Below are 26,427 nucleotides of genomic sequence, written 5' to 3' on the forward strand. Positions count from 1 at the left end.
CGCCGGCCGGGACTGCCACCCCAGTCACCCCACAGGGGCGGGCGGCGCGGGCAGTGTCGTCGGCGGAAATTGCAGCAATGTTGCGGGCGCGGAATCTTTTCGCCGGGCGATGGACGTTTGGTCGCAGGACGGGCGGCGTGGAGCGACTGACTTAACCACGCGGCCAACGCGTTGCTATCCGTTGTCGTTGCCGGGCAGCGCGATCCGTCTTTGACGGATCGCCAGGACTAAGGTCTCCCGGCAACCGCGCTCAGGGACGCAGTGCCTTCCTTATCGGGGTCGCCGAAACAAGTCCGGCGACGACACAGAACTTGGACTATCCGCTTGTGACCACGCCGCTGGAGCGGTCAGGTGCGCCCCCCTCCACATCACCACTTCTCGGCGAACGGCCGGATGATGTGGTCGAACGACCACACCGACGGATCCTGGTGGGCGATGTGAAAGACCTCGTCGGCGATGGCCTCGGGTTTGGCGAAGTAGTCCTCGCGCGGCCACGGCCAGCCGGCCGGCGGCTCGACCCAGGCGGGACGGGTGCGGCCGCCCTCGCCGAGCCAGGCGGCATCGATCGCCGCATCGATGGTGACATAGCCGACATGGACGCGCTTCGGCCCGAGATCGCGGGCGAGCGCCTGGGCGAGGATGCGCTGCGCCGCCTTGGTGGGCGCGAACAGCGCATAGTTCGCCGCGCCGCGATGGGCCGCGGTGTTGCCGGTGACGATGATGGCGCCCTGCCCGGCCGCTACCATGTCCGGCGCCAGCGCCCGCGCCAGATGCAGCAGCGCCGTGGTGTTGACACGGAAGTTGCGCTCCAGCGCCGCCGGATCCGCCTCCATGAAGGTGGCGAAGGTCTCGGACACGGCGTTGTGCACCAGCACGGATGGCGCGCCGAGGTCGGCGCGCAACCGCGCGAGGGTCGCCGCCAGCGCATCGAGATCGCCGACGTCGCAGGCATAGGCCGCGCTGCCGGCGATCTCCCGCTGCAGCGCGCCGAGACGCTCTCCGTTCCGCGCCAGCATCGCCACGCGATAGCCATCGCGGGCAAAGCGGCGGGCGATCGCGGCACCAGTGGCGCCGCCGACCCCGGTGACGAGACAGATCCGCCCGGTCATGGCAGCTAGCTCCGGAACCGGGTGCGCGCGAACGCTGGATCATTGGCAAGCCGCGCCACCACCGCGGCAAGGCGGGGTGCGAGGCCCGGGCCGTCGCGCTCGGGCAATTCGCTGCCGACATAGTAGTCATAGGCGATGTAGGCGCTGATGGTCGCCAGATCGAGCGGCGCGCGGCCGATCACGCCATCCTGACCGCTGGCCGCATCGAGCGCCGCAAAGCCATTGGTGATGGCGCGGCGGTGGCGGGCGATCGCCTTGGGCTGGCTCTCCGTGCGCCGCAGCTCTTCCTCCCAGGCGATGATCTGCTCGCACACGGTGCCGGCGATCGCCACCAGACGCAGCACCGACCGCCGCTCGGCGCCCGACGGCGGCACCAGCGCACGGTCGGGACCGAGCTGTTCGTTGAGGTGATCGACGATGGCCATGCTGTCGATCAGCGCCTCGCCGCTGTCGAGCTGCAGCACAGGGATCTTGACCAGCGGGTTGACGGCGGCCACCGGCGCCGGATCGACGAACACGTTGACGCCGTTATGGGTGAAAGGGATATCGCGCGCGATCAGCGCGGCGCCGACACGGCGGGCGAAGGGCGAGTAGTAGCTTCCGAGCAGCAGCATGGTCAGGCTCCGTGGGTTGAGGACATCGATCGGTGGATGTCGCCGTGCCACCGGGGCACGGCGACGGTGTCAGGCGCCCGGCCGCCGGCCGGACACGAGTACAAGCAAGGCGAGCACGGCGACGCCGCCGGCTGACAGCATCAGGCCGGAGAGACCGGCCTCGCCCAGCACCGCGGCGCCGAGCACCGCGCCGGCGCCGCCGGCGGTGTTGAACACCGCGGTGTAGATGGCGGACGCCGGCATCGCGGCAGTGCCGGCGGTGCGCAGCACCGCCGCCTGCAGGCCGACCATCAGCACCGCGAACGCCATGCCCCACGCCACCAGCAGGACGACCAGCGCCGCGAGATCGAGCTGCGCGCCGCCCCGGCCGAGCACAGCAAGCGCCACCGCCATCACGACAAGGCCGAGCGCGATGGCCGGACGCATGAAGCGATCGATGAAGATGCCGGTCAGCACATTGCCGAGAATGCCGGCGGCGCCGAAGGCGAACAGCAGCACCGCGATCATCGGCGCGGTGACGCCCGGCATGTCCCTGAGGAAAGCTTCGATGAACGTGAACGCGCCGAAATGCGCGATCACCGTGAACGCCGCAGCGATGTAGACCCGGCGCAGCGGGCGGTTGCGCGCGACCTCCGCGAGCGCGGCGATGCCGACCGCGGCGTCGGCCCGCACCGGCGGAAGAACCGCTGACAGCAGCAGCGCGGTGACGACGCACAGCGCGGCGGTGGCGCCGAACGCCGCCGGCCAGCCCTCGGCCTGGCCGATCAGATTGGCGAGCGGCACGCCGAGCACGGTGGCCACCGTGATGCCGCCGAACACGATGGAGGTGGCGAGGCCGAGACGATCCGGCGGCGCAATCCGCCCCGCCACCGCTGCGACCATCGCCCAGAAGAAACCGTGCGCCACCGCACCGAGCGCCCGCGACGCCAGCAACGCCGCAAGGCTGCCGGACAGCATCGCCAGCGCATTGGACGCCGCGAGCACCAGCATCAGCACGATCAGCAGCGGGCGGATCGGCAGCCGGCCGAGCAGCACCGCGCAGACCAGCGCGCTGGCGGCGCCGATCCAGGCATAGAGCGTCACGGTGAGGCCGATCGCGGCGCGGCTCTCACCCAGGCTTTGGGCAATCTGCGACAGCAGCCCGATCGGCGCGAATTCGGTGAGCACGATGGCGAAGGTGGCGATGCCGAGCGCAACCACGGCGAGCCAGATGCGAAAGGCGGACTGTTGCCGTGAGCCGTGCGGCACGCAGGAGGAGATCGACATGCTGCGCGCCTCAGCGAGCCGGCGCGGGGCGCGGGCGGGCAACCGCCCAGACCAGCAGCGCCAGCGCGCTGAACACGGCGCCGAGCAGGCACACGCCGGACCAGCCGAAGCGGTCGTAGACCAGCGTCGATGCGAGCGAGCCGCCGCCGCAGCCGGCGCAGTAGCAGAGCATGTAGGCCGCGGCGAGCCGGCTCTGCGCGTCCGGGCGCACCTGATAGATCAGGCTCTGGTTCGAGACATGGACGGCCTGCAGGCCGAAGTCGATGACGACGATGCCGATCACCAGCGGCCACAGCGAGACATGCAGCAGCGCCACCGGCCACCATGACAGCAGCATCAGCGCGAGCGCGATGCCCGTGGTGCGCTCGGCATGGCCGCGATCGGCGAGCCGGCCGGCGGCCGCCGCGCCCAGCGCGCCGAGCGCCCCGGCGAGACCGAACAGGCCGACCTGCGTATGCGACAGCGACAGCGGCGGCGCGCTGAGCGGCAGCACCATCGGCGTCCACAGCGCCGTCACCGCCGCGAAGATCAGCAACGCCAGCGCGCCGCGCAGGCGCAGCACCTTTTCCTGTGCGAACAGCGTGAACACCGACACGATGAGACGGCCATAGGGGACGCGGACCCTCGGTCGCGCCTGTGCCGGCAGCGTCGCGGCGAGCAGCAGGGCGATGAGCAGGATCGCCACGGCCGAGACGATATACACCGAGCGCCAGCCAAGGAGATCGGACAGCGTGCCCGACACCGTGCGCGCCACGAGAATGCCGGTGATGATGCCGCTGGTGACGATGCCGACGATGCGGCCTCGCTCGGACGGCCGCGCGAGCGACGCCGCATGGGCGACCAGCTGCTGTGTCACCACCGTGAGCATGCCGACCGCGGCAAGGCCCGCGAGCAGCACGCCGGCATCTCCGGCGAACGCCACCAGCAGCAGCGCGGCGGCGAGCACCGCGAGCTGGCCGATGATCAGGCGGCGGCGGTCGAAGAGGTCGCCGAGCGGCACCACCAGCACGAGCCCCGCGGCATAGCCGACCTGGGTCAGGGTGATGATCGCGCCGGCGACGGCGTGGCCGAGGCCGAACGTATCGGCGATCACGTCGATCAGCGGCTGGGCATAGTAGGCGTTGGCGACCGCAAGACCCGCGGCCAGCGCCAGCAGCCAGGCCACCGGCGCGGATACGGACGGCGCCACCGCCTTGCTGATCCCGGCGTATGCGGCATCCGCCGCGACGGCCCTTTCGAGCGAGCCGTTGCCATCCAGATCCATCGCCGACCTCCAGCTGGTTTTACATCGAAACTGCTTCGATCGATACTCAAGCTGGTTTTTATCTGCAACCACCTGCTGCTGCACGGGAGACATGCGGCGCATGGCATTGACTTGTCACATGGCATTAATAGTTGATTGCGAACAGCTTTTGGCGAAGAGACGGGCTGCGGGCGCTCCGCGAAGCGCCCTCAGTGGTTTTCATCTAGGACCAGCTGGACTCGCCGGCAGGAAGTTTTACATAGCAACCAGGGGACAGTAGATTACGCCTGCGGCCATGGTCCACGGACTGTGCGGGCCACCGGCCGCCGCGCGAGGAGACAGGCCAGCCATGGCCAAGCGAACCAGCCACAGCACCCGGACATGCCCCGTCGCCCGGCCGCTCGACGCCATCGGCGACTGGTGGTCGCTGCTGATCATCCGCGACGCCTTCGACGGTCTCAGCCGGTTCGGCGAGTTCCAGAAGAGCGTCGGGGTTGCCAAGAACGTGCTGTCGGCACGGCTGCGCAACCTCGTGCAGCACGGCATCCTCGAGACCCGGCCCGCCTCCGACGGCAGTGCCTATCAGGACTACGTGCTCACCGAAAAAGGCCGCGGCCTGTTTCCGCTGCTGACGGCGCTGCGGCAATGGGGCGAGACCTACTTCTTCGACCCCGCCGAGTCCCATGTGCTGCTGGTCGACCGCAAGAACGGCCTGCCGGTGCGCAAGCTCGAACTGCGCGCGCAGGATGGCCGGCTGCTCGGGCCGACGGATACCGTGGTGCAGGCGGTGGCGGAGGGGTAGTCGGGACTGGCGCGCCACATATGTTGCGTCATTGCCGGGCTTGACCCGGCAATCCAGCTTACTCACCACGCGACGTGATGTTCTTAAGCTGGATCACCGGGTCTCGGCGCTCGCGCGCAGACACGGTGATGGCGCGGAGGGGCGATCACACAGCGGGTCGCTCCGCCTGCGGCCGCATTACTTCTTCTTCGCTTTCGCCACCGGTTTTGGCTTGGCCTTGGCGGTCGATCTACCGGCCGCCGCCGCTATCAACTTCGTCGGCGCCTCGACCCATCCCTTGGCCTTGAAGCTCGCCCAGATCGCCATGGCGTGGCCATGGCCGAGATCGAAATCCTTCTTCAGCCATGCCACGAGGTCGGATGCCCGCAGCTCCGGCGTGAGCAGCCCGGCACGCCTGGCCAGCGCACGGAAATCATCGGGCGTGTGCCCGGTCTTGGCTTTGATATTGTCGAGATAAGCCTGAAAGGTCATCGGCGGCTCCGCAATTCAAATTAAATATAGTAAGCCATATCCAATATGTCAAAATCCTCGAAACGACAACCCGCCCCTGGCCCGAAGCGGTCCAACAAGCGCACATATGTATCGGCCCAGCGCAGCGAGGCAGCCGCCGCCACCCGCGAGCGCATCCTCGACGCCGCCAAGGCCCTGTTCTCGCGGCATGGCATCAGCGAAGTGACCATCGCCGCGATCGCCGAGCGGGCGGAGGTCGCCGCCTCCACGGTGTATGCGCTGTTCGCGTCCAAGACCGGCATTCTGCGCGCGCTGATGACCTCGGCGCTGTTCGGCGCGCGCTTTCGCGCAACCCAGGAGGCGCTTGCCGGCGTGACCGACCCGGCCACGCTGATCCGGCTGACCGCGCGGGTCGCCCGCGCGGTGTATGACGGCGAACGTTCCGAGCTTGGCGTGCTGCGCGGCGCCTCGGCCTTCGCGCCGGAGCTGCGCAAGCTGGAAGCAGAGTTCGAAAACACCCGGTTCGAAATGCAGAAGGCGCGCATCGCGCTGCTGTTCGCCCAGTCGATGGCGCGCAAGGAGCTGGATGTCGCCACCGCGCGGCGGATCATGTGGATGTACACCAGCCGTGACGTCTACCGCATGCTGGTGTTGGACGGCGGCTGGAGCGCGGATGCCTATGAGGCCTGGCTGGCGCGGACACTGATCGAAGCGCTGGTGGAGCCCGAGCGTATGTCCTGACGAATGCGGAGACGCGACCGCATCAAGCCGATCTCTCCTCATGGTGAGGAGGCGCGCTTGCGCCGTCTCGAACCATGAGGCCACAAGCCTCGACCTCATCCTTCGAGACGCAGGCTGCGCCTGCTCCTCAGGATGAGGGGGCCGATGCGTGCGTCGGCGGATTGCTGCCTCAGCCCTTATGCTTCGCCGACCACTCGGCCCAGCTCGGACGGCGCAGCTCGAACAGGTCGCTGGAGCGGGCGTACCAGCCGCTGCCGTGCATGCGCCCGATCAGCTTGAGCTTCGGCGTATCGAAATGGCAGCGCTCGGCATCGAGCACCACGGCGTCGTCGACATGGGCGGCGAGCACCTCGCCTATCACCAGCGTCTGTTTCGGCCCCATCACCAGTGAGGCGACCGAGCGGCATTCCAGCGACACCGGCGACTGCGCGATGCGCGGCGGCTTGACCCGCAGCGATGGCAGCGCGGTCAGGCCGGCACAGGCAAGCTCATCGACCTCCGGCGGCGCGTCCATGCAGGTGATGTTCATCGCCTCGGCATTGTCTTCCGACACCAGGTTGATGACGAACTCGCCAGTGGCGAGAATATTGGCTGCGGTGTCCTTGAACTCGCCACCCGCCTGCCGCAGCAGGCCGAGCGTCACCGTCGGCGGCTCATGGCCCATGACATTGAAGAACGAGAACGGCGCCGCGTTGACGATGCCCTGCTCCGACACCGAACTGACCCAGGCGATCGGCCGCGGCGTCACGGTGGCGGTGAGAACCTTGTAGCGCAGGTCCGGCGCTAGTGTTGACATGTCAAACAGCATGGCGGGGCCTCACACGGTGAAGATTGGTGGGATCGCGGGTGACGCGATGGCGCCGTCTCCGCGTGTCGTCGATAAACTTTGGTTCACACGACTGCATGACATGGAATTCGATCCACACCACCCAACCCGTCACCCTGAGGTGGCCGTGCGAAGCACGGCCCTCGAAGGGCGACGGCTCGAGCGGTGAGGCCTCGGCCGTTCATCCTTCGAGGCGCGCAAGAGCGCGCACCTCAGGATGACGGGAATAGCGCAGCATCGCGGGCCGCTCCACTCTACAAACCGAGATAGCGGTGGGCGATCTGCGGGTCGCCCTGAAGCTCCGCCGGCGAGCCGGCCCAGACCACGCGGCCTTTCTCGACCACGTGATGACGATCGACCAGCGAGGCCATCTCGCCGAGATTCTTGTCGATCAGCAGAATGGTCTGGCCCTCGGTCTTGAGCTGCTGCAGGCAACGCCAGATCTCGGCGCGGATCAGCGGCGCAAGGCCTTCGGTCGCCTCATCGAGGATCAGCAGCCGCGGATTGATCAGCAGCGCGCGGCCGATCGCCAGCATCTGCTGCTCGCCGCCCGACAGCGTTTTCGCCAGCTGCCGCCGCCGCTCGTCGAGCCGTGGAAACAGTTTCAGCACCCGCGCCAGCGTCCAGCCACCGTCGCGCCCCGGCCGCGCGGTGGCGACGAGGTTCTCCTCGACGCTGAGGGAGGAAAACACCCGCCGCCCCTCCGGCACGAGACCAAGACCCAGCCGCGCGATGGCATTGGGCGCAAGCCCCGCGAGATCGCGGCCGTCGAAGCGGATGTGACCGGCGCGCGGGCGCAGCATGCCCATAATGGTGCGCACGGTCGTACTCTTGCCCATGCCGTTGCGACCGATCAGCGACACCACCTGCCCGGCGGGAGCTTCCAGCGACAGGCCGAACAGCACGCGGCTGGCGCCATACCCGGCTTCGAGATTGTCGATCGTCAGCATGGCGCGTCTCCGCCGAGATAGGCCGCACGCACGTCGGGATGGGCGCGCACCTCCGCGACTGTGCCGGTGAAGATGACGCGGCCATAGACCAGCACGCTGACCCGATCAGCGAGCGTGAACACCGCGTCCATGTCGTGCTCCACCAGCAGGATGGCGTAGCGGCCCTTGAGCTCGGACAGCAGCCGCGTCAGCGCCGCGGATTCCTCCGGACCCATGCCGGCCATCGGCTCGTCGAGCAGCAGGAGCTGCGGATCGCGCGCCAGCGCCACCGCGATCTCGAGCTGGCGCTGCTCGCCATGGCCCAGCGTCATCACCGCACGGTCTTCCTTGCCGGTGAGCCCGACGCGGTCGAGCCAGTCCTGGGCCGCGTCGCGCAGCCTCGTGTTGCGGCGCGGATTGGCGAACATGTTGAACGAGCCGCCACCCTTGGCCTCGATCGACAGCATGACGTTATCCCGCGCGGAGAATTCCGGACACAGCTGGGTGAGCTGGAACGAACGTCCGAGGCCGAGCCGCGCCCGCGCATAGGCCGGCAGTGCGGTGATGTCGCGCCCGGCGAACACGATGCGGCCGGCGTTGGGCGCGAGCTCGCCGCAGATCTGGGTGATCAGCGTCGACTTGCCGGCGCCGTTCGGCCCGATCAGGGCATGCAGTTCGCCCGGCTGCACCGTCAGCGAGACATTGTCGGTGGCGACGACGGCGCCGAACGCCTTGCGCAGCCCCTCGATGGCAAGCACCGGCTCAGTCATTGTGCGCTCAGTCATGGTGCGCTCCGAACAGGCGGTCGGTCAGGCCCTTGCGGCCGAACAGCGCAATCAAGGTCAGCACCGGGCCCATGACAATCATCCAGTGCTCGGTCCAGCTGGTCAGCAGCTGCTCCAGCGCGATGTACACCGCCGTGCCGACGATCGGCCCGAGCAGCGTGCCGAGACCGCCGAGGATGACAATGGACATGAACTCGCCGGACTTGGTCCAGGCCGCCATGTCCGGGGTGACGAAGCGGGCGTAGTTCGCCCACAGCACTCCGGCGAGGCCGGCGCCGACCGCCGAGATCACGAACGCGGCCAGCCGGAACGGCAGCGGGCGAATGCCGAGGTTGATGGTGCGGCGCTCGCTCTGGCGCAGCGCCTGCAGCACGAGTCCAAAGCGCGAATTGACGATGGTGGCGCAGGCCAGCGTCCACAGCGCCAGCACGCCGAGGCAGAGATAGTAGAAGGTGCGCGGGCGGGAGATGTCGATCAGCGGCAGCTCGTTGCGGCGATCGATCAGCAGGCCGTCGTCGCCGCCATAGGCCTGCAGCGACACCAGCACGAAGAAGATCATCTGGGCGAACGCCAGGGTGATCATGATGAACTGCACGCCGCGGGTCTTGAGCGCCAGCGCACCGACCAGCGTCGCCAGCAGCGCGCAGGCAACCAGCGCCAGCGGCCACACGATCAGCGCCGCATTGGTGCCGGACCAGCCGAACAGCTTGTCGCCGGCGGCGGTGTGGTAGGCGACGATCGCGACGGTGTAGCCGCCGAGCGCGAAGAACATGGCATGGCCGAAGCTGACCATGGCGCCGTAGCCGAGGATGAGGTCGAGGCTGACCGCGGCGATGGCGTAAATGAGAATGCGAGTGGCGAGGTCCATCGCCTTGGCGATCCCCGCTGCTTCCGCAGCGAACGGCAGCACCAGGAAGAGAACGAGGCCGACGAGGGCCGCCGAGCGGCGAAGCGTGCTGGGCATCATGATGTCAGCTCCGCGCCGGAAGAAGGCCGAGGGGGCGCACCAACAGCACCAGCGCCATCAGCACATAGATGCTGGCCGAGACCAGCCCGGCGCTGAGGGTGTCGGCCACCGACGCCGGCAGCACCGACTGCAGCGCCTGCGGCAGGTAGGCGCGGCCGAGGCTGTCGACCATGCCGACCAGCAGCGCGCCGACAAGGGCGCCGCGGATCGAGCCGACACCGCCGATGACGATGACCACGAAGGTGGTGATGAGGACGCGCTCGCCCATGCCGATCTCGACCGCGAGCAGCGGCGCCGCCATGACGCCGGCAAGGCCGCACAGCAGGCCGCCGAGGCCGAACACCAGGGTGTAGAGCCGGCGGATATCGATGCCGAGGGCGTCGACCATCTCGCGGTCGTCGGCGCCGGCGCGGATCAGCATGCCGAGCCGCGTGTGATTGACCAGGAGCCACAGCCCGATCGCCACCAGCGCGCCGACGGCGATGAAGGCGAGGCGAATGAGGGGATAATCGAGGCCCGGCAGCAGGCCGACAGAGCCGCGCAGCAGCCGGGGGATGTCCATCAGCGGGGGCTTGCGGCCGAACAGCATGCTGACGGCCTCGTTGGTGAACAGGATGAGGCCCAGCGTCGCCAGCACCTGGTAGAGATGGTCGCGCTTGTACAGCCACTGCACCACCGCGACCTCGATGAGCACGGCATAGGCGCCGGCGCCGATCAGCGCCGCGGCGACGCCGGCGGCGAACGAGCCAGTGGCGAGCACCGCATAGGCCGCGCAATAGGCGCCGACCATGTAGAAGGCGCCGTGGGTGAGGTTGATCACCCCCATGATGCCGAAGATCAGGGTGAGGCCCGACGCCAGCATGAAGAGCATGGCGCCGTATTGCAGGCCGTTGAGAAGCTGTTCGACGAGGAGGAGCATGGCGGCATCCGGGCGCGCGGACGCGCCACGGTGATCACCGCGGCGCGCCGGGAAGCCCTGTTCAGTCCATCTTGCACTTGGCGGCGTAGGCGTCGCCGTAGTCGCTGGAGACCTTGCGGACGATGGTCTGCACCAGTTCGCCCGAGCCGTTGTTCTCGTACTTGGTCAGGTAATAGTCCTGCACCGGATGCTGGTTCGGCCCGAACGCGAACTTGCCGCGGATCGAGGTGAACTGCGCGGCGCGCAGCGCCTTGCGGAAGTCGTCGCGCTTGGTGATGTCACCGCCGACCGCCTTCAGCGCGCTGCCGATGAGATGCGCGGTATCGTAGGCCTGCTGGGCGTACATGGTGGGCGTGCGCGAATAGGCCTTCCTGAATGCGGCGACGAACGCCTTCGAGTCCGCGTTGTTGGTCTCGGTCGTCCAGATCGCCGAGGCATAGATGCCGTCGGCCGCGTCACCGGTGGCGGTGACCATGCGGGCATCCATCGAGAAGCTCGGGATCAGCATCGGCACGGTCTTGGACAGGCCGGCGTTGGCGTACTGCTTGGCGAAGTTGATGCCCGCGCCGCCGGGGTGGAACTGATAGATCGCGTCCGGCGCCATGGAGCGCACGCGCGCCAGCTCCACCGAGAAATCGGTCTGGTCGAGCTTGGTGTAGATCTCGCCGGCGATCTCGCCCTTATAGGTGCGCTTGAAGCCTTCGAGCGCGTCACGGCCAGCCTGATAATTCGGCGCCAGCAGCACCATCTTCTTGTAGCCGAGCTCGTTGGCGGCAAGGCCCGCGGCTTCGTGGAAGGCGTCGTTCTGGTAGGACGCGACGAAGTAGCCGGGGTTGCACTTCTCACCGGCGAAGGTCGAGGGACCAGCGTTGACGCTGACATAGGTGCCGCCGGATTCCAGCACGCCGGGCACCACGGCCGCCAGCACGTTGGAGAAGTTGATGCCGGTGAACAGCTTGACGCCGGACTGGATCATGCCATCAGCCGCCTGCTTGGCGTTGGCGGGCTTGAGCGCGTCGTCCTCGATGGTCAGCTTGACCGGCACGCCGCCGAGCTTGCCGTCATCCATCGCGAGCTTGAAGCCGTCGCGGATGTCCTCGCCGATATAGCCGGCGGGGGTCGACAACGTGGTGATGAAACCGATCGACACCTCGGCGGCCGGCGCCGCGCTCCACGCCGCCGACGCGGCGAGCGAGCCGGCGGCGAGCAGGCCGGCGACCACGCGACGGCGGTTCGACATCCTTGCACCCATGATTGTGTCCCTTCCCTGGATTGATTGATGCGGCGACGCGATGCGCCGCCGCTGTTGTGATGAGGAGATCAGACCGCCACGACGGGGTGGCGGATGCGGCCGATGCCGTCGACCCCGGCCTCGACCACGTCGCCGGGCCACAGCCATTCCTGTGGTGTGCGACCGGCGCCGACGCCATCCGGCGTGCCGGTGGCGATGATGTCGCCGGGCTCCAGCGTCATCGCCGCGCTGATGTCGGAGATCAGCAACGGCACCTTGAACAGCATGTGGCGGGTGTTCGACCTCTGCTTGGTCTCGCCGTTGACGGTGAGCCAGAGGTCGAGATTGTGCGGATCCGGAATCTCGTCCGCGGTGACGATGCACGGCCCGAACGGCGCATAGGTGTCCTGGCCCTTGGAATAGATCCACTGGCCGGCGCGGCGGTTGTCGCGCGCGCTGATGTCGATCATCACGCTGTAGCCGAATACGTAGTTCAGCGCGTCGGCTTCGGTGACGCGGCGCGCCGTGCGGCCCATGATCACCGCGAGCTCGACTTCCCAGTCGAGCTGCTGGGTGATGGCCTTGTTGTGCTCGATGGCCTCGTTCGGGCCGATCACCGCCGTCGGCGGCTTGGAGAAGATCACCGGCTGTTTCGGCAGGTCCTTGGAGGTGTCGAGCGTGCGCGCCGATTCGGCGACATGCTCGACATAGTTCAGGCCGATGCCGAAGATGTTCTTGCGCGGCCGCGGGATCGGCGCCAGCAGGCGGACATTCGCGAGCGGCAGCGCCGTGCCGGCCGGGAAGCGGCCGTCCTGGCCCTCCAGGATCTCTTCCAGAGTCTCGAGCCCGGACGGGCCGAGATCGATGAAGGTCAGCATGGACGACGGCAGCAGCAGGCCCGCCTTGGCCGAGATGGCTTCAACGTCGACGACGAGGTCGCCGACGATGACGCCGAGGCGCGCTTCGGATTCGACAGTGGCGCGGTAGGTAACGAGACGCATGGTTTGAAAGTCCTCAGGCGAGAATGGGCTGCTGGCCGCCGTTGTCGCCGAACGCTTCCTCGCGATAGAGGCCGAGCGAGCGCATGACGGGCAGGTCGTTGAAGGTGAAAAGGCAGGCGTCCTCGCTGGCGGACGCGTTGGCATGCTCGTGCCAGGCCCACGACGGCACGCAGAAGATGTCGCGCGCCTTCCAGTCGAAGCGCCTGCCGTCGATGACGGAATAGCCCTCGCCCTTGGCGACCTGGTAGACGAAGCTGCCGGTGTGGCGATGGGCGCGGGTCTTTTCGCCGGGCCGCAGCATCTGCATCGAGGCGCCGATGGTCTGCATCACCGGACCGCCGGCGACCGGATTGACATAGTTCATCAGCACACCGTCGAACGGCGAGCCGTCGGTCGCCTTGGCATAGCGCTGCAGCGCCTCGTAGGTCGGCTCCCATTCGTATTTGAGCAGCGGCGAATAGCCCTTCGCCCACTCGGCATTGGCCGGGCGCAGGCCGGGCGCGCCCCAGGAATGCGACATGTCGTCGACAGGATGGCCGACGCTCTGCTGCATGTCGGGATGCACGACGTAGAAGTTGGCTTCGAGCGCGTTGACGAGGGGGATGTCGAGGCCGTCCTGCCAGATACACGGCGTGCCGTCGGCGGCAACGCCGTGCTCATGCCAGGTGCCGTTCGGCGTCAACACGAAGTCGTTGGCGCCCAGCGTCATCTTGTGACCGTCGACGATGGTGTAGGCCCCCTTGCCTTCCATGATGAAGCGCAGCGCCGAGGCGGAGTGGGCGTGGGCCGAGGCGACCTCGCCCGGATGCATCACCTGCAGGCCGGAGTAGAGCCAGCCGACGCAGGCGGCGACATCACGGCGACCGGGATTGTTGAGATAGACGACGCGGCGGCCGGCCTTCTCGGGCGTCACCAGCGCGACCGAGCGCAGCACATAGTCGCGCAGGTCCTGATAGCGCCACAGCACCGGCACCGACGACGATTTGGGCTGCCACGGCTCGATCTTGTTGGCGACTGTCCACAGGGCGCCGGCGTCCATGCGCTCGAGCTCGTCGTAGTAGGCGAGCAGCTCCGGCGTGTCCTCGACATTGGCGCGGCCGGCAACGTCCTCGCGGTGATTTTCTCTGGTCGGATTGGCCATGGTGTTGTCCTCCGTGCGATTTATATGACAGAAAGGATTTTCGAAAGGAAGTGGTTTTTGCGTTAGAGTTCGAATCCGTGTAGACCGGACAGCAGGCCGGGAGGAGCGATCAGGTGAGCGGGAAGCGAAACGTGGCGCAGCCGATGGCCGGCGACACCCAGCCGCGGGCGGCGGATGAGCCGGCGACGCTGGCGGAGACCGCCTATCGGCGGCTGCACCGCGACATCATCGCCGGCGTGTTCGCGCCGGGGCAGCCGCTGCGGCTGGAGCTGCTCAAGCAACGCTACGGCTTCAGCTTTTCGCCGCTGCGCGAGGCGCTGAACCGGCTGCAGTCGGAGCGGCTGGTGGTGGCCGCGGCGCTGCGCGGATTCTCAGTCGCGCCGTTCTCGTCCGAGGAGATGCGCGACGCCACCGAGACACGAATTCTGGTCGAGTGCGAAGCGCTGCGCCGCTCGATCGACAATGGCGACGACGACTGGGAGGCCGGCATCGTCGCCGCTTTTCATGCGCTCGACCTGCAGGCGCGGCGGGTGAAGGCCATTCTCGGCGAGCCCGGCGACGACGACCTCTCGGCGCTGGAGGTCCGCCACCAGGATTTTCACCGCGCGCTGATCGCCAGATGCCGCTCGCGCCGGCTGCTCGACCTCGCCGAGCAGCTCTACGCCGAAACCCAGCGTTACCGCCTGCCGATGCTGACCGGCCGCGCCTTCGCGGACGAAGCCCGCGACGTGCCGCTGGAGCACCGCCAGATCATGGACGCGGCCCTCGCCCGCCGCTCCGAGGAAGCAACCGCCCTGCTCGCCGCCCACTACCGCCGCACCTCGGCGCTGATCGACCGCAACATGGCGGCACAGACGAGGGCGGGGGATTGAGGCTGCTGGACTGGTCCGCGCTATCCTTGACTTCCGTCATCCGAAGGCGCTCGCATCAGCCAGCCTCGCCCAGCACAAGGCGACAACCGCCGGGCTGACTTGACCGTTAGCCACACCCACCGCGTCATGCGCGGGCTTGACCCGCGCATCCAGCTCGCCCGCATCATAACGGGCACCAATGCAAGCTGGATCACCGGGTCTCGACGCTTCGCGTCGGCCCGGTGATGACGCCGGAAAAATATGAAAGCGTGGCGTCAAACAACGACGACAGTCATTCAATCCCGCTCCGGTATTCCTCGCTGACGAAGAGTTACCATGCGCTGACGGTCATTCCCGCGCGATCCATAACATCCTACATCTCAGGCAATACCCCGGCCGCTCGCCGGCGCACCCGCCCACGACGCCGGAAGAGCGACGGGCAAAACCATTTTCAAACAACTGGACGCCAATGACTTCCCGCCACATCGACCTGCTGCTCACCGCGATCGCGCCGGCGATCTGGGGCAGCACCTATCTCGTCACCACCCAGTTGCTGCCGGCCGGCCATCCGATGACGGTGGCGATGCTGCGGGCGTTGCCGGCGGGGCTATTGCTGCTGCTGATGGTGCGGCAGTTGCCGACCGGCGTGTGGTGGCTGCGCACGGCGCTGCTCGGCATCCTGAACTTCTCGTTCTTCTGGGCGATGCTGTTCGTCGCCGCCTATCGCCTGCCCGGCGGTGTCGCCGCCACTGTCGGCGCGATCCAGCCGCTGGTCGTGGTGATGCTGGCGCGGCCGCTGCTCGGCACGCCGATTCGTGCTGTCGCAGTGCTTGCCGCGCTCGGCGGCATGGCCGGAGTCGCGCTCTTGCTGCTGACGCCGCGCGCGACGCTCGATCCCGTCGGCATTGCCGCGGGGCTTGCTGGCGCGGTGTCGATGGCGCTCGGCACCGTGCTGAGCCGCCGCTGGCAGCCGCCGGTGTCGCCGCTGACCTTCACCGCCTGGCAGCTCACCGCCGGCGGCGTGCTGCTTACTCCGGTGGCGCTGCTGCTGGAGACGCCGCTGACCACGCTGACACCGGCGAATGTCATCGGCTTCGTCTATCTCGGCCTGATCGGCGCGGCGCTGACCTACATCCTGTGGTTTCGCGGCGTCGCGCGGCTCGAGCCGTCGGTCGTCGCCTCGCTCGGCTTCCTCAGCCCGGTGACCGCGGTGGTGCTCGGCTGGATCGTGCTCGACCAGTCCCTCACGCCGACCCAGCTGATCGGCATGGCCGTGGTGGTCGGCAGCGTCTGGCTGAGCCAGCAGGCCCAGCGGCCCGTTGCGGCGCGCATGCCGATCGCTGGCGCCGGAACAGCGCAGCCCCGCACGGAGGCAGAGCGCGGCTGACGCGCCGGCGCCCGCGTTGCGAAGGCGCCGCGGCCGGCGCGCCGATCAGCGCGCCAGGCGGTTCATGTCCGGGTGGGACGCAATCCCGCCTTGAGCCTTTCAGCGTAACCGTCGATATCGTCCATCAGCTGCCGCGCCACGCCGGTCGCCATCCCGGCCTTGACCACCGCCGGCGGCACCACATGGATCAGCCGGGGATCGAACGGCGTCGGAATGATGTAGTCGCGCCCGAACGACAGCTTGCGGCCATAGGCAACGGCCACCTCTTCCGGTACGTCGAGCCGGGCCAGCTGCGCCAGTGCCTTGGCGCAGGCAATCTTCATCTCGTCGTTGATGGCGCGGGCGCGAATGTCGAGCGCGCCGCGGAACAGATACGGGAAGCAGAGGACGTTGTTGACCTGGTTCGGATAATCCGACCGCCCGGTCGCGACGATGACGTCGGAGCGCACGGCGCGGGCTTCTTCCGGCGTGATCTCGGGATCCGGATTCGCCAGTGCGAAGATCACGGGGTCCGCGGCCATGCTGGCCACCATGGATCCTGTCAACGCGCCCTTGGCGGACACGCCGATGAAGACGTCGGCGCCGGCCACGGCGTCGGCGAGCGTGCGCGCGGAGGTCGCGGTCGCGTGCTCCGCCTTCCACGGGTTCATGCCCTCGGCGCGCCCTTCCCAGACAACGCCTTTGGTGTCGCAGAGGATGCAGTTCTCGCGCCGCGCGCCCATCACCTTCAGCAGCGCGAGGCATGCAAGCCCCGCGGCGCCCGCGCCGTTGAGCACGATGCGCACGTTCTCGATTGTCTTGCCGGTCAGCTCCAGCGCGTTGATCAGGGCGGCCGCGCAGATCACCGCGGTGCCATGCTGGTCGTCATGGAACACCGGAATGTCCATCATCTCCTTGAGCCGCTGCTCGATGACGAAACACTCCGGCGCCTTGATATCCTCCAGATTGATGCCGCCGAAGGTCGGCCCCATCAGGCTGATCGCCTTGACGATGTCATCGACATCCTCGGTGGCAAGCTCGATATCGACGGCGTTGACGCCGGCGAAGCGTTTGAACAGGACGGCCTTGCCTTCCATCACCGGTTTGGCGGCCAGCGCGCCGAGATTGCCGAGCCCGAGGATCGCGGTGCCGTTGGTGATGACGGCGACCATGTTGCCCTTCACCGTGTAATCGTAGGCCGCATCGGGCCGCTCGGCGATCGCCTGCACCGGCACCGCCACGCCGGGGCTGTAGGCCAGCGACAGATCGCGTTGCGTCGCCATCGGCGTCGAGGCAACGATCTCATATTTTCCCGGCACCGGCTCGAGGTGATACGCCAGCGCCTCTTCGGACGAGATGCGATTTTTGCCTGACATGATGGTCGTCTTTCTGCGTCGCTTTGAAGAATTGTCGCTTTGAAGAATTGTCATCTGACCGCAGCTCGCTTCGAGACATGAAGCGATCGGCCCCTCCTTGAAGCGTCTATCGCATCATCCGTCGCAAAGCCACTGCGATTGGACGCAAGAAGGACCGTGATCACGGCGACGCGCCGGATACGCATGGACAGTCCATGCAGACCTGCGCAGGCGCTTTGTTTTTGCGATCGACAAGATTCGATGGCACCACTCAGCGTGCGGTGCAACATCGACCATCCTTCGCTGCAGTGCGGCAACCGCTGCGGCGCCCACCATTGAGCTGCAACAAAGGTTCGCTACACTTCATCCGGCAAGGGCATCGGGCGGGGCACATCCATGATCGGCCATATCGTGCGGCGTCTGATCGTTGTCGCTGCTGTCGCCGTCCTCGCTGTGTCTGCGGCGCACGACACGGCCGCGGCGTGGGGTTATCAGGGCCACAAGGTCGTCGGATCGATCGCCGACCGCCTGCTGAAGGACACCAACGCCGGACGCAAGGTCGGCGAGATCCTCGGCACCGATCTGCGCACCGCCGGTCCCTGGATGGACTGCCTGAAGGCCGTCCGCCGTGACGACAACGATAACTACGCCTACACCATCGATCCGGAGCATCTCGAATACGAGGTGCCCTGCACCAAGTTCAAGACGCCGGAGCTGCGCGACGAGATGGTCGCGTTCGTCAAGCGCAACTGGTTCACCTGCACGTATCTGCCGGACGGCGTGCACCAGCGCGGCTGCCACGAGACCTACCACTTCGACGATGTCGCCCTTCAGCGCGGCCGCTTCGACCGCGCTTTCGCCGGCACCAACCCACACGACCTCGTCGCGGCGATCAACGCCGCAGTCGCCGTGCTGCAGGGCAAGCCGGCGCCGCCGCCCTTCGCCATCGCCAGCAAGAGGGAGGCGCTGTTCATGCTGGCGCATTTCCTCGGCGACCTGCATCAGCCGCTGCATGTCGGCTCGGTCTATCTCGACGCCGCCGGAGGCCGCATCGATCCGGACGCGGCCCACCCCGCAGACCCCGCCACCGAAACCGCCGGCGCCAACTTCATCCAAGACGAGAACATCAACCTGCATCGCGAATGGGACGACATTCCCACCGACCTCGGCGAGGCGGCGACGCGGGAGCTGCTGGCGGACGCGCGATCGCAGCCGGCGACGCCCGGCAGTCTCGACGACTGGCCCGCCGCCTGGGCATCCGATTCGATCACCGTCGCCCAGCAGGCTTTTGCCGGCCTGACCTTCACACCAGGCGGCGCGCAGCGCTGGACCGTCACCTTCGACGACCACGCCACCTATCTGCGCGCCCAGGATGCGATCAAGCGCAAGCAGCTGGCGAAAGCCGGCGCCCACCTCGCCGAACTGTTGAAAGCGATCTGGCCGTAAAAGGCGAGTCAATCATATTGACTCAACCATTGGTGGCATGTTCCCCTTCCTCGCCCGCATGCGCAGGGGAGGGATCTGATGAGCGTCACGAACCCGCCGATACCACCGTGCTTCGACTGCGGCGACGATCCGATCAATCGCCTGATCGAGATGTTCGTCGATATCGCTCAGAAGAAGCGGATCAGGCTGGGCCAGACGCCCGCCGAGCGCCCCGTGTTCCGTAAACTGCACGGCACCGCGCACGGTCGCCTGGAGATGGCCAAGAATATCCCCGCCGACCTCAAGGTCGGCGTTTTCGCCCATGACAGCCTTGTGGCCTGGATGCGCTTCTCCAGCGACACCTCGCCGACCTCGCCCGACCTGCAGTCGACGGTCGGCATCGGTCTCAAGGTGTTCGGCGTGCCCGGCGAGAAGGCCTATGGCGGCGCCGGCGACACCGCCGACTTCATCATGCAGAACTACCCCGTCTTCTTCGTCGATAATGCCAAGGAGATGTGCGAATTCACCTATGCCGGCGTGGTGCAGGGCGACTATCCGACCTATCTGGCGCACCACCCCAAGACCAAACGCATCCTCGACGAGATGGCCAAGGTCGAAGGCAGCGTGCTGACCACGACCTACTGGGGCATCCTGCCGTTCGGCGCCGGCGAGAAGCAGGCGGTGAAGTATCGCCTCGATCCGGAGACGCCGCCGGAGAATGTCGCCAACGACGCGCCGAACTATCTCGCCACCGACATGGCCAACCGGCTGCTGCACGGCGAATACCGCTTCCGCTTCATGGTCCAGCGCCGCACCAATCCCGCGACCATGCCGCTCGACGAAGCCACGGTCGAGTGGCCGGAATCCGAGAGTCCGTTCATCCAGATCGCAACGCTGATCATCCCGCGCCAGGATGTCGAGGACCGCGGCCAGGCGGATTATGGCCAGTCACTGGCCTTCAACATCTTCCGCGTGCCGCCGGCGCAGGCGCCGGTGCCGGAATCCTCGATCGCGGCGGTGCGCCGGGCGGTGTACGCCGCCAGCGCCAACACCCGCCACGAGGCCAACGGCCAGCCGCTGCACGACCCGCCGCAGCCGCGCCAGGCGCACCTGCCGCCCGACACCCCGCCGGACACCTGCGTGGTCAAGGCCGTGATCTACCCGTCGATCGGCATCGCGCGGGTCGGCAACAGTCCAGACGAATGGTACCTCGGCCCCGAAACGCCCGATCCCGAGCCGCTGCCGGCCGGCGCCTACCGCGACAAGCACGGCCGCCTGAAACGGCAGGCGGCGCGCTTTCGCATCTATGGCGTCAATGCCAAGGGCGAGATCGTCCGCGAGCTCACCGGCAAGAACGACGACGTGGCCATCACCTGGTCAGTCGAACTCGCCAACACCAAATCGGCCTGGTACGGCTTCCAGCTCGCGCTCGATATTCCGGAAGCTGCCTCTGCGCCACCGACGGTGCTGCGCAACGCCGCGGTCGCCGACCGCACGCGCCTTGCCATCACGCCCGGGTCGCGCGAGGCCGCCGGTCGGCACGCCAAGCCCAAGGCGTTCGACAGCGGCGAGTTCATGGGGCGGAAGGTCTATCTCGGCGAAATCTCCACCGACGACGAGCAGCGCCTGATCGTTCTGGGCGGGCATGGCAAGTCGGCATCGTGTGACGGCACCTGGGCGATCACCTTCGCCAACAACGAGGGCTGGCACGACGACATCTCCGACGGCCCGGTCACCGCCAAGGTCACCCTCGACGGCACGCCGCTCGAGGTCATCCCTGCCTGGGTCGTCGTCGCGCCGCCGAATTTCGGCCCGCAGCGCAAGTCGGTGCGGACGATGTGGGACCTGATGCGCGATGTCGCGATCACGGCCGGCACGCTCGCCGCCCCCAAGCGGCCGTCGTTCACCCGTGACATCCTGCCGATCTTCCAGCGCATGGCCGGCCTGCAATGGGTCAACGCCGGCTTTGCCGCCGGCTTCGGCTGGCGCGGCGCGTTCGACTTCTCGACGCCGGACGGCATCGCCAAGCTCGCCGATCCCGGCCCGGCCTATCAGGAATTCCGCCGCGTGCTGTCGAACTCGTTCCGGCGCTTCGCTGTCGATTCCTGGTCGCCCAAACCATGGCCGTGGCTCTATGGCGATGCGATGAACATTCCGCCGGCGCCGACGCCGCGCCAGAATTGCGCGCTGAGCAACTGCCAGCTGGCGATGCTCGACCAGTGGGCGGCCGGCAATTTCGACGCCGATTACAAGCCGCACCACGTGCCGCCGAGCACGATCGACAAGGTGCCGCTCGCCGAGCAGGGCGACGTCCTGACCAAGGCGGCACTGGAGTTCTGCCTCGCCGACGCCTTCCACCCCGGTTGCGAGATGACCTGGCCGGTGCGCACGGCGACCATGTACATGGCGCCGTTCCGCTTCGCCCATGTGCTGCCCGACTGGGTGGCGCCGAATCTCGGCGAGACGCTGACCAGCGACAGCATGACCATTCCCAACGGCCCGCTGTACGGCCAGATCCCCGGCGGCATCACCCGCTGGATGGCCGTGCCGTGGCAGACCGACAGCGCCAGCTGCCGCTCGGGCTATGTCGCGACCTATGACCCCTATGTTCCCGCGTTCTGGCCGGCCCGCGTCCCCGATCAGGTGCTGACCAAGGATAACTATGACATTGTGATGGACCACAAGCGGCCGCTGTCGGAGCGCCGCGCGGCATTCGCCAACCGCGCCGCCTGGATCGATCCGCTGGGCACGACCAGCTACACCGACCAGATCAACAACATGATCGAGCACTTCGACCATCTCGGCGTCGTTGAAGTCCATCCCGGCCCCAAGGACACCGATGCGTTCCCGGCGGTGATCGAGGTGGAGGACCGCCGAGCGACAATCCACGACGTCATTCCCAAGAGCGGCCGGGGACCGCGCAGCCTGAGATCGCCCGCGCACCAGGGCGCGACCCATGCCGGCGCGCCCGGCACCAACCGGCGCCTCGACATTTCCGGCATCGACAAGTTTCGACGGTTTCCGCTGGGGCTGCCCGTGCAGTTCAAGTAGGCGGCCGTGGCCGACTGCGATGTCGTCATCGTCGGGGCGGGCCCGGCGGGCGCGACCGCCGCGCTCAACCTCGCGCCGTTCCACCGCGTGCTGCTGATCGATCGCAGGCCGGCGCCGCGCGGCAGGATCGGCGAATCGCTGCCCGGCGCGGCGCGACGGCTGATGACGGACATGAGCCTGTGGGACGGCTTCGCCGCCGATGGCCATGCGCCACGCTATCTCCATCGCAGCGTCTGGGGCTCGGACGAGGCGACCGAACGCGACGCCCTCGCCGATCCCGATGGCCATGGCTGGCACCTCGATCGCGCCCGCTTCGAACGGCGCCTGCGCGCCACCGCCGCCGCGCGTGGCGCCGTGCTGCTCGCACCCGCCCGACCGCGCGCACTCGTCCGCGACGGCGACGGCTGGCGAGTGAACATCGACCACGACGGACATGCCGTCACAATCCACGCGCGACTGATCGTCGATGCCGCCGGCCGCAACTCGCGCATGCTGCCTCGCGGCGAGGCGCGCCGCAGCGGCGACGACCGGCTGATCTGCACCTGGCTGCGCGCGCGAGCGCCCCTCGCTGCCGGCGCGACGCAGATCGAGGCCGAGCCCGGCGGCTGGTGGTATGCCGCGCCCTTGCCCCATGGCGAGGCCGTGCTCGCCTTCCACACCGACGCCGATCTTGCCGAGGCGCGGCTGTGCCGTGACCGCGGCGCGCTGCTCCAGCGCGCGCGACGCTTGCCGATGCTCGGCGAGCAGCTCGGCGCCACCGCATGGAACGACGCCGCCCACGGCGCGTGTGCAGCCCACGGCGCGGCCCTCGCGCCCGCTGCAGGACCGGGCTGGATCGCGGTGGGCGATGCGGCCCTCGCGTTCGACCCGCTGTCGTCGCAGGGGTTGTTCAACGCGCTGTATACCGGGCTCGCCGGCGCCGAGACCGCCGACCGCATGCTGGCCGGCGATGCGGCCGCGGCCGTCGACTACACAGCCGAGATCGCCGGGGTTCGCGCCACCTATCGCGACCATCTCGCCGCCTGGTACGGCGTCGAGCAACGCTGGCCTGACCAGCCGTTCTGGGCGCGGCGCCATGCGGCTCCACGAGGCCCTGCACGCGAGCAGCGCTCCGGCGCGTTCGAGGTCGCGTCGTGGCCGACACACGGCGCGAGCTGGACGGCGTTGCCGTAACCTGCTTTCGATCGTGGCCGATGGCGATTCGCATCGTCGATCGAACGTCCGCAGAGCCCGCCTGGAGCATCCTGATGGTGAATGTTGTTGCTGCGGTCCTCGCGCTCGGCGTCGAGATCGCGATGCTCTGGGCCTATGGCCGCTGGGGATACGATCGCTTTCCCGACCTGCCGCTGCGTGTGGCGGGCGCCGCCGTTGCGGTCGCGGCGGTTGCGATCATCTGGGGCGCCTTCCTCGCACCGCGCGCGCGGCGGCGCCTGCCACTTCCGGCCCGGATTCCGGCCAAGCTCGCGCTGTTCGCCGGCAGCACGGCGATGGCATGGAGCGGCGGACATCTGCTGTTCGCCGCCACGCTCGCGATCTGCGCCATCGCAGCGCTTGCGTTGGAGTATTTTGCGGACGCCCCGTCCGCGGCGCTGTGATCGGTCGTCGCACGCGCTGACGACCTGCCATCACGCCCGCCGCGTACCGGCCCGCTCGGTCAATGCGACAGCGAGCGCAGCGCCACCGAAGGCGGCACCGACGGCGCAGACCCCCGTCCAGCCGAAGGTGACCCACGCGAGCCCCGACACGCCCGATCCCGCTGCGGCGCCCAGGAAGAACAGGCCGGTGAAGAGACCATTCAAACGCCCCCGCGCTTCCGGCCGCAGCAGATTGATGGCGCGCCGCCCCAATGTCTGGTCGCCGATCACGCCGAGGTCGAGCAGCACCGCGGCCACGACCAGGATCGCCAGGGCGGCATGCGAGGACACTGCCGACCCGCCAAGGGCGCGCATGCCGCCGCCGATGCCGGCCAGGATCATCGCCGCGATCACGGCGAGGTGGGCCAGGAGCGTTGCTGCGCGTGTCCAGCCACGGTCGCCGGCGCGCCCCGCGACCGGCGCGACAACAGCGCCGGCGGCACCGGCCAGAGCAAACAGCGCGATACCGCTCTGGGTAAGGGAGAACGGCGGCGCGGCAAGCCGAAGCGCCACCGACGTCCAGAACACGCTGAACGCGCCCATGCACAGCGCCTGATACAATGCGCGCCGCTGCAGGACGGATTCCTCTCGCAGGTGCTCCACATCGAGCCGATCAGGCGCGGATAACTCGTCGACGTCGGGGGATAGCGCCGGGGAATGACGACCATCAGGATGAGGGTGAGCGCGGCGATGAGGCCTGCAAGCGCGCCGTAGAGCCAGCGCCAGCCTGCAAACTCGGCAACGAGGCTCGCCGTCGGCCTCGACAGCAGGATGCCGATCATCAGCCCGCTCATCACGTTTCCGATCACGCGACCGCGCCGCGCTTCGGGCGTGAGCAACGCCGCCACGGGTACGAGCATCTGGATCGCGCTCGTCGTCACGCCCGCGACGAAACAGGCAAGAAGAAACAGCGAAGGCGTCGGCGCGCACGCGACCGCCGCGAGGGCGACGACGTCGATCGCCAGGGTCGTGACGATCACGGTCCGGTTCTCGGCGAGATCCGTGAGGGGCACGAGCAGGAATAGACCGCTCGCATAGCCGAGCAATGTCAGCGTAGTGACGAGGCTCGCCGCGCTCGCGTTCAGGCCGAATGACGGCCCGATGAGGCCGATCAGAGGCTGGGACGCGAACAGGCTGAGGACGACGACGCCGACCGCGATGGCGAACAGGAGCGTCAGCCCCCCGGACATCTCGGCTGATCCGCCGCGACCGGCTTGTTGCTGGTTCGATTGCAAAAGGGAAGACATGAGGGTCCTTTTGGGAGTCCATTTGAATATGGACCGCTGGCCTTTTGCATTCACCCGATCGAAGTGATAATCCACCAAAAATGCAAATAGTTATTCCACTAATCGTGAGAATATGGCGAGCATCGAGCAGTATGAGGCGTTCGTCGAAACCATCGACCGCGGCAGCCTGACGGCGGCCGCAAAACGCCTGAACCGATCGCTGCAGTCGGTCAGCCGCGCGATCGCGACACTGGAGGAAGAGCTCGGGGTCGAGCTCGTGCGGCGGACGACCCGGCGGCTCAATCCCACGCCGGCCGGCCTCACCCTCCATGAGCGGCTGCGAGCCGCGTTGAAGGACATCAACGATGCCCGGGCCGACGCGAAACGAGAGACCGCGCGGGTGAGCGGACTGTTCAGGATCGGCGCCCCTGTCCGGTTTGCCCCAAACTTTGTGGTCCCGTCCGCGGTCGCGTTCCAGCACAAATTTCCGGATCTCGAGATCGAGCTCGCTCTGACCGACGCCTTCGCTGACATGATCGAGGACAGGCTCGACGTCGCCATCCGGATCGGCGACCTCGGCGCTGCAAGCCTGAGGTCGCGCAAGGTCGCCCAACTCCGCCGAATCGTTGTCGCGGCGCCAAGCTATCTCGCGCGCCACGGCTCTCCACGCACGCCCGACGATCTCGCGTCGCATCTGTGCGTCGTGCGCACGGTCGGCCCGGAGGGCGACGCGTGGCCACTCACAGTGAATGGCGCGGTGGTGCGAACAGCCGTGAAAGGCGCGTTCCGTACCAACGATGCCGCAGCCGCGAATGTGGCGGTGCTGCATGGGGCAGGTATCGGGCTCGCGCCGTTATGGCAGGTTCGCCAGGACATCGACGACGGCCGCCTGGAAATTCTTCTGCCCGAGCACCAGCCGCCCCCGATACCGGTGAGCGCCGTGTGGCCTGGCAGCGTCGGCACGCCGGCGCGCACCCGCCTGTTTGTCGACATGCTGGTGCACAGGCTGGCGGGCGAGCGGATCTAGGTCGCCGCTCGTCGGCGAGAGCGGACGGTCGACCATTGTAACGTGCCGGGAATGATGAAGACGGTGCACCAAGGCGGTGCCGCGCCGTGCGGCGCGCATTCTCGCAAACCACTGATCGTTTTGAGAAGCTGTTCGTCTTGAGAAGATCTGGAGCGGGCGAAGGGATTCGAACCCTCGACCCCAACCTTGGCAAGGTTGTGCTCTACCCCTGAGCTACACCCGCATCCGAGATATTGGCGCCCCGCGGAGCGCCGACGGGCTGTCCTATGCCAAATGCCGCCGGGGAATGCAACAGGCTGGTCGCAATTAAACTGGCGATGACGCTTAACAGACGGTTTTGCGACATTTCGCGGCCTCAACGGCCTGGATTTCGCCACGCCAGCGGCGATTCGCGCCGGTTCCCGGTGATTGAAAATACCGGCCTTTGCCGCCATTTATCTTCGGGGCCGTGATAGGATCGGCCCATCC

General features: G+C 67.8%; 24 protein-coding genes, 1 tRNA gene and 1 pseudogene. 9 read left to right on the forward strand and 17 right to left on the reverse strand.

Annotated features, from left to right (window positions below):
- Positions 1–368: 368 nt before the first annotated feature.
- From AB4Z37_RS12590 to AB4Z37_RS12605, 4 genes are all read right to left on the reverse strand, one after another.
- Positions 369–1,109, reverse strand: coding sequence for an SDR family NAD(P)-dependent oxidoreductase (locus AB4Z37_RS12590; protein ID WP_441517078.1), 741 nt, complete (start codon positions 1,107–1,109; stop codon positions 369–371).
- 5 nt (positions 1,110–1,114) lie between these two features.
- Entirely contained in the window at positions 1,115–1,723 is a 609-nt protein-coding gene (locus AB4Z37_RS12595; RefSeq protein WP_441517079.1) for a glutathione S-transferase family protein, read from the reverse strand.
- A 69-nt stretch (positions 1,724–1,792) separates the two neighbouring features.
- Complete coding sequence (locus AB4Z37_RS12600; protein WP_441517080.1) at positions 1,793–2,989, reverse strand: MFS transporter; 1,197 nt, start codon at positions 2,987–2,989, stop codon at positions 1,793–1,795.
- A 10-nt stretch (positions 2,990–2,999) separates the two neighbouring features.
- Positions 3,000–4,253: an MFS transporter gene (locus AB4Z37_RS12605; protein WP_441517081.1), complete on the reverse strand. Its 1,254-nt coding sequence runs from the start codon at positions 4,251–4,253 to the stop codon at positions 3,000–3,002.
- 328 nt (positions 4,254–4,581) lie between these two features.
- Between AB4Z37_RS12605 and AB4Z37_RS12610 the strand changes: the two genes are divergently transcribed.
- Positions 4,582–5,034, forward strand: a complete 453-nt coding sequence (locus AB4Z37_RS12610; RefSeq protein WP_441517082.1) for a winged helix-turn-helix transcriptional regulator — start codon at positions 4,582–4,584, stop codon at positions 5,032–5,034.
- 177 nt (positions 5,035–5,211) lie between these two features.
- Here AB4Z37_RS12610 and AB4Z37_RS12615 read toward each other — a convergent pair whose 3' ends face one another.
- Positions 5,212–5,505, reverse strand: coding sequence for a DUF4287 domain-containing protein (locus tag AB4Z37_RS12615; protein ID WP_441517083.1), 294 nt, complete (start codon positions 5,503–5,505; stop codon positions 5,212–5,214).
- A gap of 45 nt (positions 5,506–5,550) precedes the next feature.
- Here AB4Z37_RS12615 and AB4Z37_RS12620 point away from each other — a divergent pair, with 45 nt between their 5' ends.
- Positions 5,551–6,225, forward strand: a complete 675-nt coding sequence (locus tag AB4Z37_RS12620) for a TetR/AcrR family transcriptional regulator (RefSeq protein WP_441517084.1) — start codon at positions 5,551–5,553, stop codon at positions 6,223–6,225.
- 169 nt (positions 6,226–6,394) lie between these two features.
- On the opposite strand, the gene AB4Z37_RS12625 is transcribed toward AB4Z37_RS12620, so the two are convergent.
- The 8 genes from AB4Z37_RS12625 to AB4Z37_RS12660 form a co-directional block, all read right to left on the reverse strand.
- Complete coding sequence (locus AB4Z37_RS12625; RefSeq protein ID WP_441517085.1) at positions 6,395–7,033, reverse strand: flavin reductase family protein; 639 nt, start codon at positions 7,031–7,033, stop codon at positions 6,395–6,397.
- A 272-nt stretch (positions 7,034–7,305) separates the two neighbouring features.
- On the reverse strand, positions 7,306–8,001 hold the full coding sequence (locus AB4Z37_RS12630) for an ABC transporter ATP-binding protein (RefSeq protein ID WP_441517086.1): 696 nt from the start codon (positions 7,999–8,001) through the stop codon (positions 7,306–7,308).
- Entirely contained in the window at positions 7,995–8,750 is a 756-nt protein-coding gene (locus AB4Z37_RS12635) for an ABC transporter ATP-binding protein (protein ID WP_441517327.1), read from the reverse strand. The genes AB4Z37_RS12630 and AB4Z37_RS12635 overlap by 7 nt, the downstream gene beginning before the upstream one ends.
- A gap of 7 nt (positions 8,751–8,757) precedes the next feature.
- Positions 8,758–9,732: a branched-chain amino acid ABC transporter permease gene (locus AB4Z37_RS12640; protein WP_441517087.1), complete on the reverse strand. Its 975-nt coding sequence runs from the start codon at positions 9,730–9,732 to the stop codon at positions 8,758–8,760.
- A 4-nt stretch (positions 9,733–9,736) separates the two neighbouring features.
- Positions 9,737–10,651 (reverse strand): branched-chain amino acid ABC transporter permease, encoded by a 915-nt coding sequence (locus AB4Z37_RS12645; protein WP_441517088.1) that lies wholly within the window; start codon positions 10,649–10,651, stop codon positions 9,737–9,739.
- A 61-nt stretch (positions 10,652–10,712) separates the two neighbouring features.
- A complete protein-coding gene (locus tag AB4Z37_RS12650; protein WP_441517089.1) occupies positions 10,713–11,903 on the reverse strand; it encodes an ABC transporter substrate-binding protein in 1,191 nt (396 codons plus the stop codon).
- A gap of 68 nt (positions 11,904–11,971) precedes the next feature.
- Complete coding sequence (locus AB4Z37_RS12655) at positions 11,972–12,883, reverse strand: fumarylacetoacetate hydrolase family protein (RefSeq protein WP_441517090.1); 912 nt, start codon at positions 12,881–12,883, stop codon at positions 11,972–11,974.
- Between the two features lie 13 nt (positions 12,884–12,896).
- A complete protein-coding gene (locus AB4Z37_RS12660; protein ID WP_441517091.1) occupies positions 12,897–14,024 on the reverse strand; it encodes a cupin domain-containing protein in 1,128 nt (375 codons plus the stop codon).
- A 113-nt stretch (positions 14,025–14,137) separates the two neighbouring features.
- On the opposite strand from AB4Z37_RS12660, the gene AB4Z37_RS12665 reads away from it, so the two are divergent.
- Both AB4Z37_RS12665 and AB4Z37_RS12670 read left to right on the forward strand, forming a co-directional pair.
- The gene (locus tag AB4Z37_RS12665) at positions 14,138–14,896 is read left to right on the forward strand and encodes an FCD domain-containing protein (protein ID WP_441517092.1); all 759 of its coding nucleotides are present in this window, start codon (positions 14,138–14,140) and stop codon (positions 14,894–14,896) included.
- Between the two features lie 448 nt (positions 14,897–15,344).
- On the forward strand, positions 15,345–16,262 hold the full coding sequence (locus tag AB4Z37_RS12670) for an EamA family transporter (protein ID WP_441517093.1): 918 nt from the start codon (positions 15,345–15,347) through the stop codon (positions 16,260–16,262).
- 74 nt (positions 16,263–16,336) lie between these two features.
- Here the strand turns inward: AB4Z37_RS12670 and AB4Z37_RS12675 are convergent.
- Positions 16,337–17,617 (reverse strand): annotated as a pseudogene (locus AB4Z37_RS12675) (malic enzyme-like NAD(P)-binding protein); the annotation flags it as partial.
- A gap of 375 nt (positions 17,618–17,992) precedes the next feature.
- On the opposite strand from AB4Z37_RS12675, the gene AB4Z37_RS12680 reads away from it, so the two are divergent.
- From AB4Z37_RS12680 to AB4Z37_RS12695, 4 genes are all read left to right on the forward strand, one after another.
- Positions 17,993–19,042, forward strand: a complete 1,050-nt coding sequence (locus AB4Z37_RS12680; protein ID WP_441517094.1) for a S1/P1 nuclease — start codon at positions 17,993–17,995, stop codon at positions 19,040–19,042.
- Positions 19,043–19,120: 78 nt separating this feature from the next.
- Positions 19,121–22,072 (forward strand): LodA/GoxA family CTQ-dependent oxidase, encoded by a 2,952-nt coding sequence (locus AB4Z37_RS12685; protein WP_441517095.1) that lies wholly within the window; start codon positions 19,121–19,123, stop codon positions 22,070–22,072.
- Between the two features lie 6 nt (positions 22,073–22,078).
- Positions 22,079–23,245 (forward strand): tryptophan 7-halogenase, encoded by a 1,167-nt coding sequence (locus AB4Z37_RS12690; RefSeq protein ID WP_441517096.1) that lies wholly within the window; start codon positions 22,079–22,081, stop codon positions 23,243–23,245.
- A gap of 74 nt (positions 23,246–23,319) precedes the next feature.
- Positions 23,320–23,667: a YrdB family protein gene (locus AB4Z37_RS12695; protein ID WP_441517097.1), complete on the forward strand. Its 348-nt coding sequence runs from the start codon at positions 23,320–23,322 to the stop codon at positions 23,665–23,667.
- A 30-nt stretch (positions 23,668–23,697) separates the two neighbouring features.
- Here AB4Z37_RS12695 and AB4Z37_RS12700 read toward each other — a convergent pair whose 3' ends face one another.
- Both AB4Z37_RS12700 and AB4Z37_RS12705 read right to left on the reverse strand, forming a co-directional pair.
- Positions 23,698–24,048, reverse strand: coding sequence for a hypothetical protein (locus AB4Z37_RS12700; protein ID WP_441517098.1), 351 nt, complete (start codon positions 24,046–24,048; stop codon positions 23,698–23,700).
- Positions 24,049–24,056: 8 nt separating this feature from the next.
- Positions 24,057–24,953: an MFS transporter gene (locus AB4Z37_RS12705; RefSeq protein WP_441517099.1), complete on the reverse strand. Its 897-nt coding sequence runs from the start codon at positions 24,951–24,953 to the stop codon at positions 24,057–24,059.
- Between the two features lie 112 nt (positions 24,954–25,065).
- Between AB4Z37_RS12705 and AB4Z37_RS12710 the strand changes: the two genes are divergently transcribed.
- Positions 25,066–25,959 (forward strand): LysR substrate-binding domain-containing protein, encoded by an 894-nt coding sequence (locus tag AB4Z37_RS12710; protein ID WP_441517100.1) that lies wholly within the window; start codon positions 25,066–25,068, stop codon positions 25,957–25,959.
- 148 nt (positions 25,960–26,107) lie between these two features.
- On the opposite strand, the gene AB4Z37_RS12715 is transcribed toward AB4Z37_RS12710, so the two are convergent.
- Positions 26,108–26,182 (reverse strand) — tRNA-Gly (locus AB4Z37_RS12715).
- Between the last annotated feature and the right edge of the window lie 245 nt (positions 26,183–26,427).

It is taken from the genome of Bradyrhizobium sp. 2TAF24 (genome assembly GCF_052115025.1).
In the GTDB taxonomy this organism is placed as follows: Bacteria; Pseudomonadota; Alphaproteobacteria; order Rhizobiales; family Xanthobacteraceae; genus Bradyrhizobium_A.

Coding starts and splice junctions, on each gene's coding strand:
- AB4Z37_RS12630 (WP_441517086.1), bottom strand. CDS start 8,001: ATGCTGACGATCGACAATCTCGAAGCCGGGTATGGCGCCAGCCGCGTG.
- AB4Z37_RS12670 (WP_441517093.1), top strand. CDS start 15,345: ATGACTTCCCGCCACATCGACCTGCTGCTCACCGCGATCGCGCCGGCG.
- AB4Z37_RS12640 (WP_441517087.1), bottom strand. CDS start 9,732: ATGATGCCCAGCACGCTTCGCCGCTCGGCGGCCCTCGTCGGCCTCGTT.
- AB4Z37_RS12650 (WP_441517089.1), bottom strand. CDS start 11,903: ATGGGTGCAAGGATGTCGAACCGCCGTCGCGTGGTCGCCGGCCTGCTC.
- AB4Z37_RS12655 (WP_441517090.1), bottom strand. CDS start 12,883: ATGCGTCTCGTTACCTACCGCGCCACTGTCGAATCCGAAGCGCGCCTC.
- AB4Z37_RS12685 (WP_441517095.1), top strand. CDS start 19,121: ATGAGCGTCACGAACCCGCCGATACCACCGTGCTTCGACTGCGGCGAC.
- AB4Z37_RS12590 (WP_441517078.1), bottom strand. CDS start 1,109: ATGACCGGGCGGATCTGTCTCGTCACCGGGGTCGGCGGCGCCACTGGT.
- AB4Z37_RS12710 (WP_441517100.1), top strand. CDS start 25,066: ATGGCGAGCATCGAGCAGTATGAGGCGTTCGTCGAAACCATCGACCGC.
- AB4Z37_RS12620 (WP_441517084.1), top strand. CDS start 5,551: ATGTCAAAATCCTCGAAACGACAACCCGCCCCTGGCCCGAAGCGGTCC.
- AB4Z37_RS12600 (WP_441517080.1), bottom strand. CDS start 2,989: ATGTCGATCTCCTCCTGCGTGCCGCACGGCTCACGGCAACAGTCCGCC.
- AB4Z37_RS12695 (WP_441517097.1), top strand. CDS start 23,320: ATGGTGAATGTTGTTGCTGCGGTCCTCGCGCTCGGCGTCGAGATCGCG.
- AB4Z37_RS12605 (WP_441517081.1), bottom strand. CDS start 4,253: ATGGATCTGGATGGCAACGGCTCGCTCGAAAGGGCCGTCGCGGCGGAT.
- AB4Z37_RS12610 (WP_441517082.1), top strand. CDS start 4,582: ATGGCCAAGCGAACCAGCCACAGCACCCGGACATGCCCCGTCGCCCGG.
- AB4Z37_RS12660 (WP_441517091.1), bottom strand. CDS start 14,024: ATGGCCAATCCGACCAGAGAAAATCACCGCGAGGACGTTGCCGGCCGC.
- AB4Z37_RS12635 (WP_441517327.1), bottom strand. CDS start 8,750: ATGACTGAGCCGGTGCTTGCCATCGAGGGGCTGCGCAAGGCGTTCGGC.
- AB4Z37_RS12645 (WP_441517088.1), bottom strand. CDS start 10,651: ATGCTCCTCCTCGTCGAACAGCTTCTCAACGGCCTGCAATACGGCGCC.
- AB4Z37_RS12680 (WP_441517094.1), top strand. CDS start 17,993: ATGATCGGCCATATCGTGCGGCGTCTGATCGTTGTCGCTGCTGTCGCC.
- AB4Z37_RS12705 (WP_441517099.1), bottom strand. CDS start 24,953: ATGTCTTCCCTTTTGCAATCGAACCAGCAACAAGCCGGTCGCGGCGGA.
- AB4Z37_RS12625 (WP_441517085.1), bottom strand. CDS start 7,033: ATGCTGTTTGACATGTCAACACTAGCGCCGGACCTGCGCTACAAGGTT.
- AB4Z37_RS12595 (WP_441517079.1), bottom strand. CDS start 1,723: ATGCTGCTGCTCGGAAGCTACTACTCGCCCTTCGCCCGCCGTGTCGGC.
- AB4Z37_RS12615 (WP_441517083.1), bottom strand. CDS start 5,505: ATGACCTTTCAGGCTTATCTCGACAATATCAAAGCCAAGACCGGGCAC.
- AB4Z37_RS12700 (WP_441517098.1), bottom strand. CDS start 24,048: ATGATCCTGGCCGGCATCGGCGGCGGCATGCGCGCCCTTGGCGGGTCG.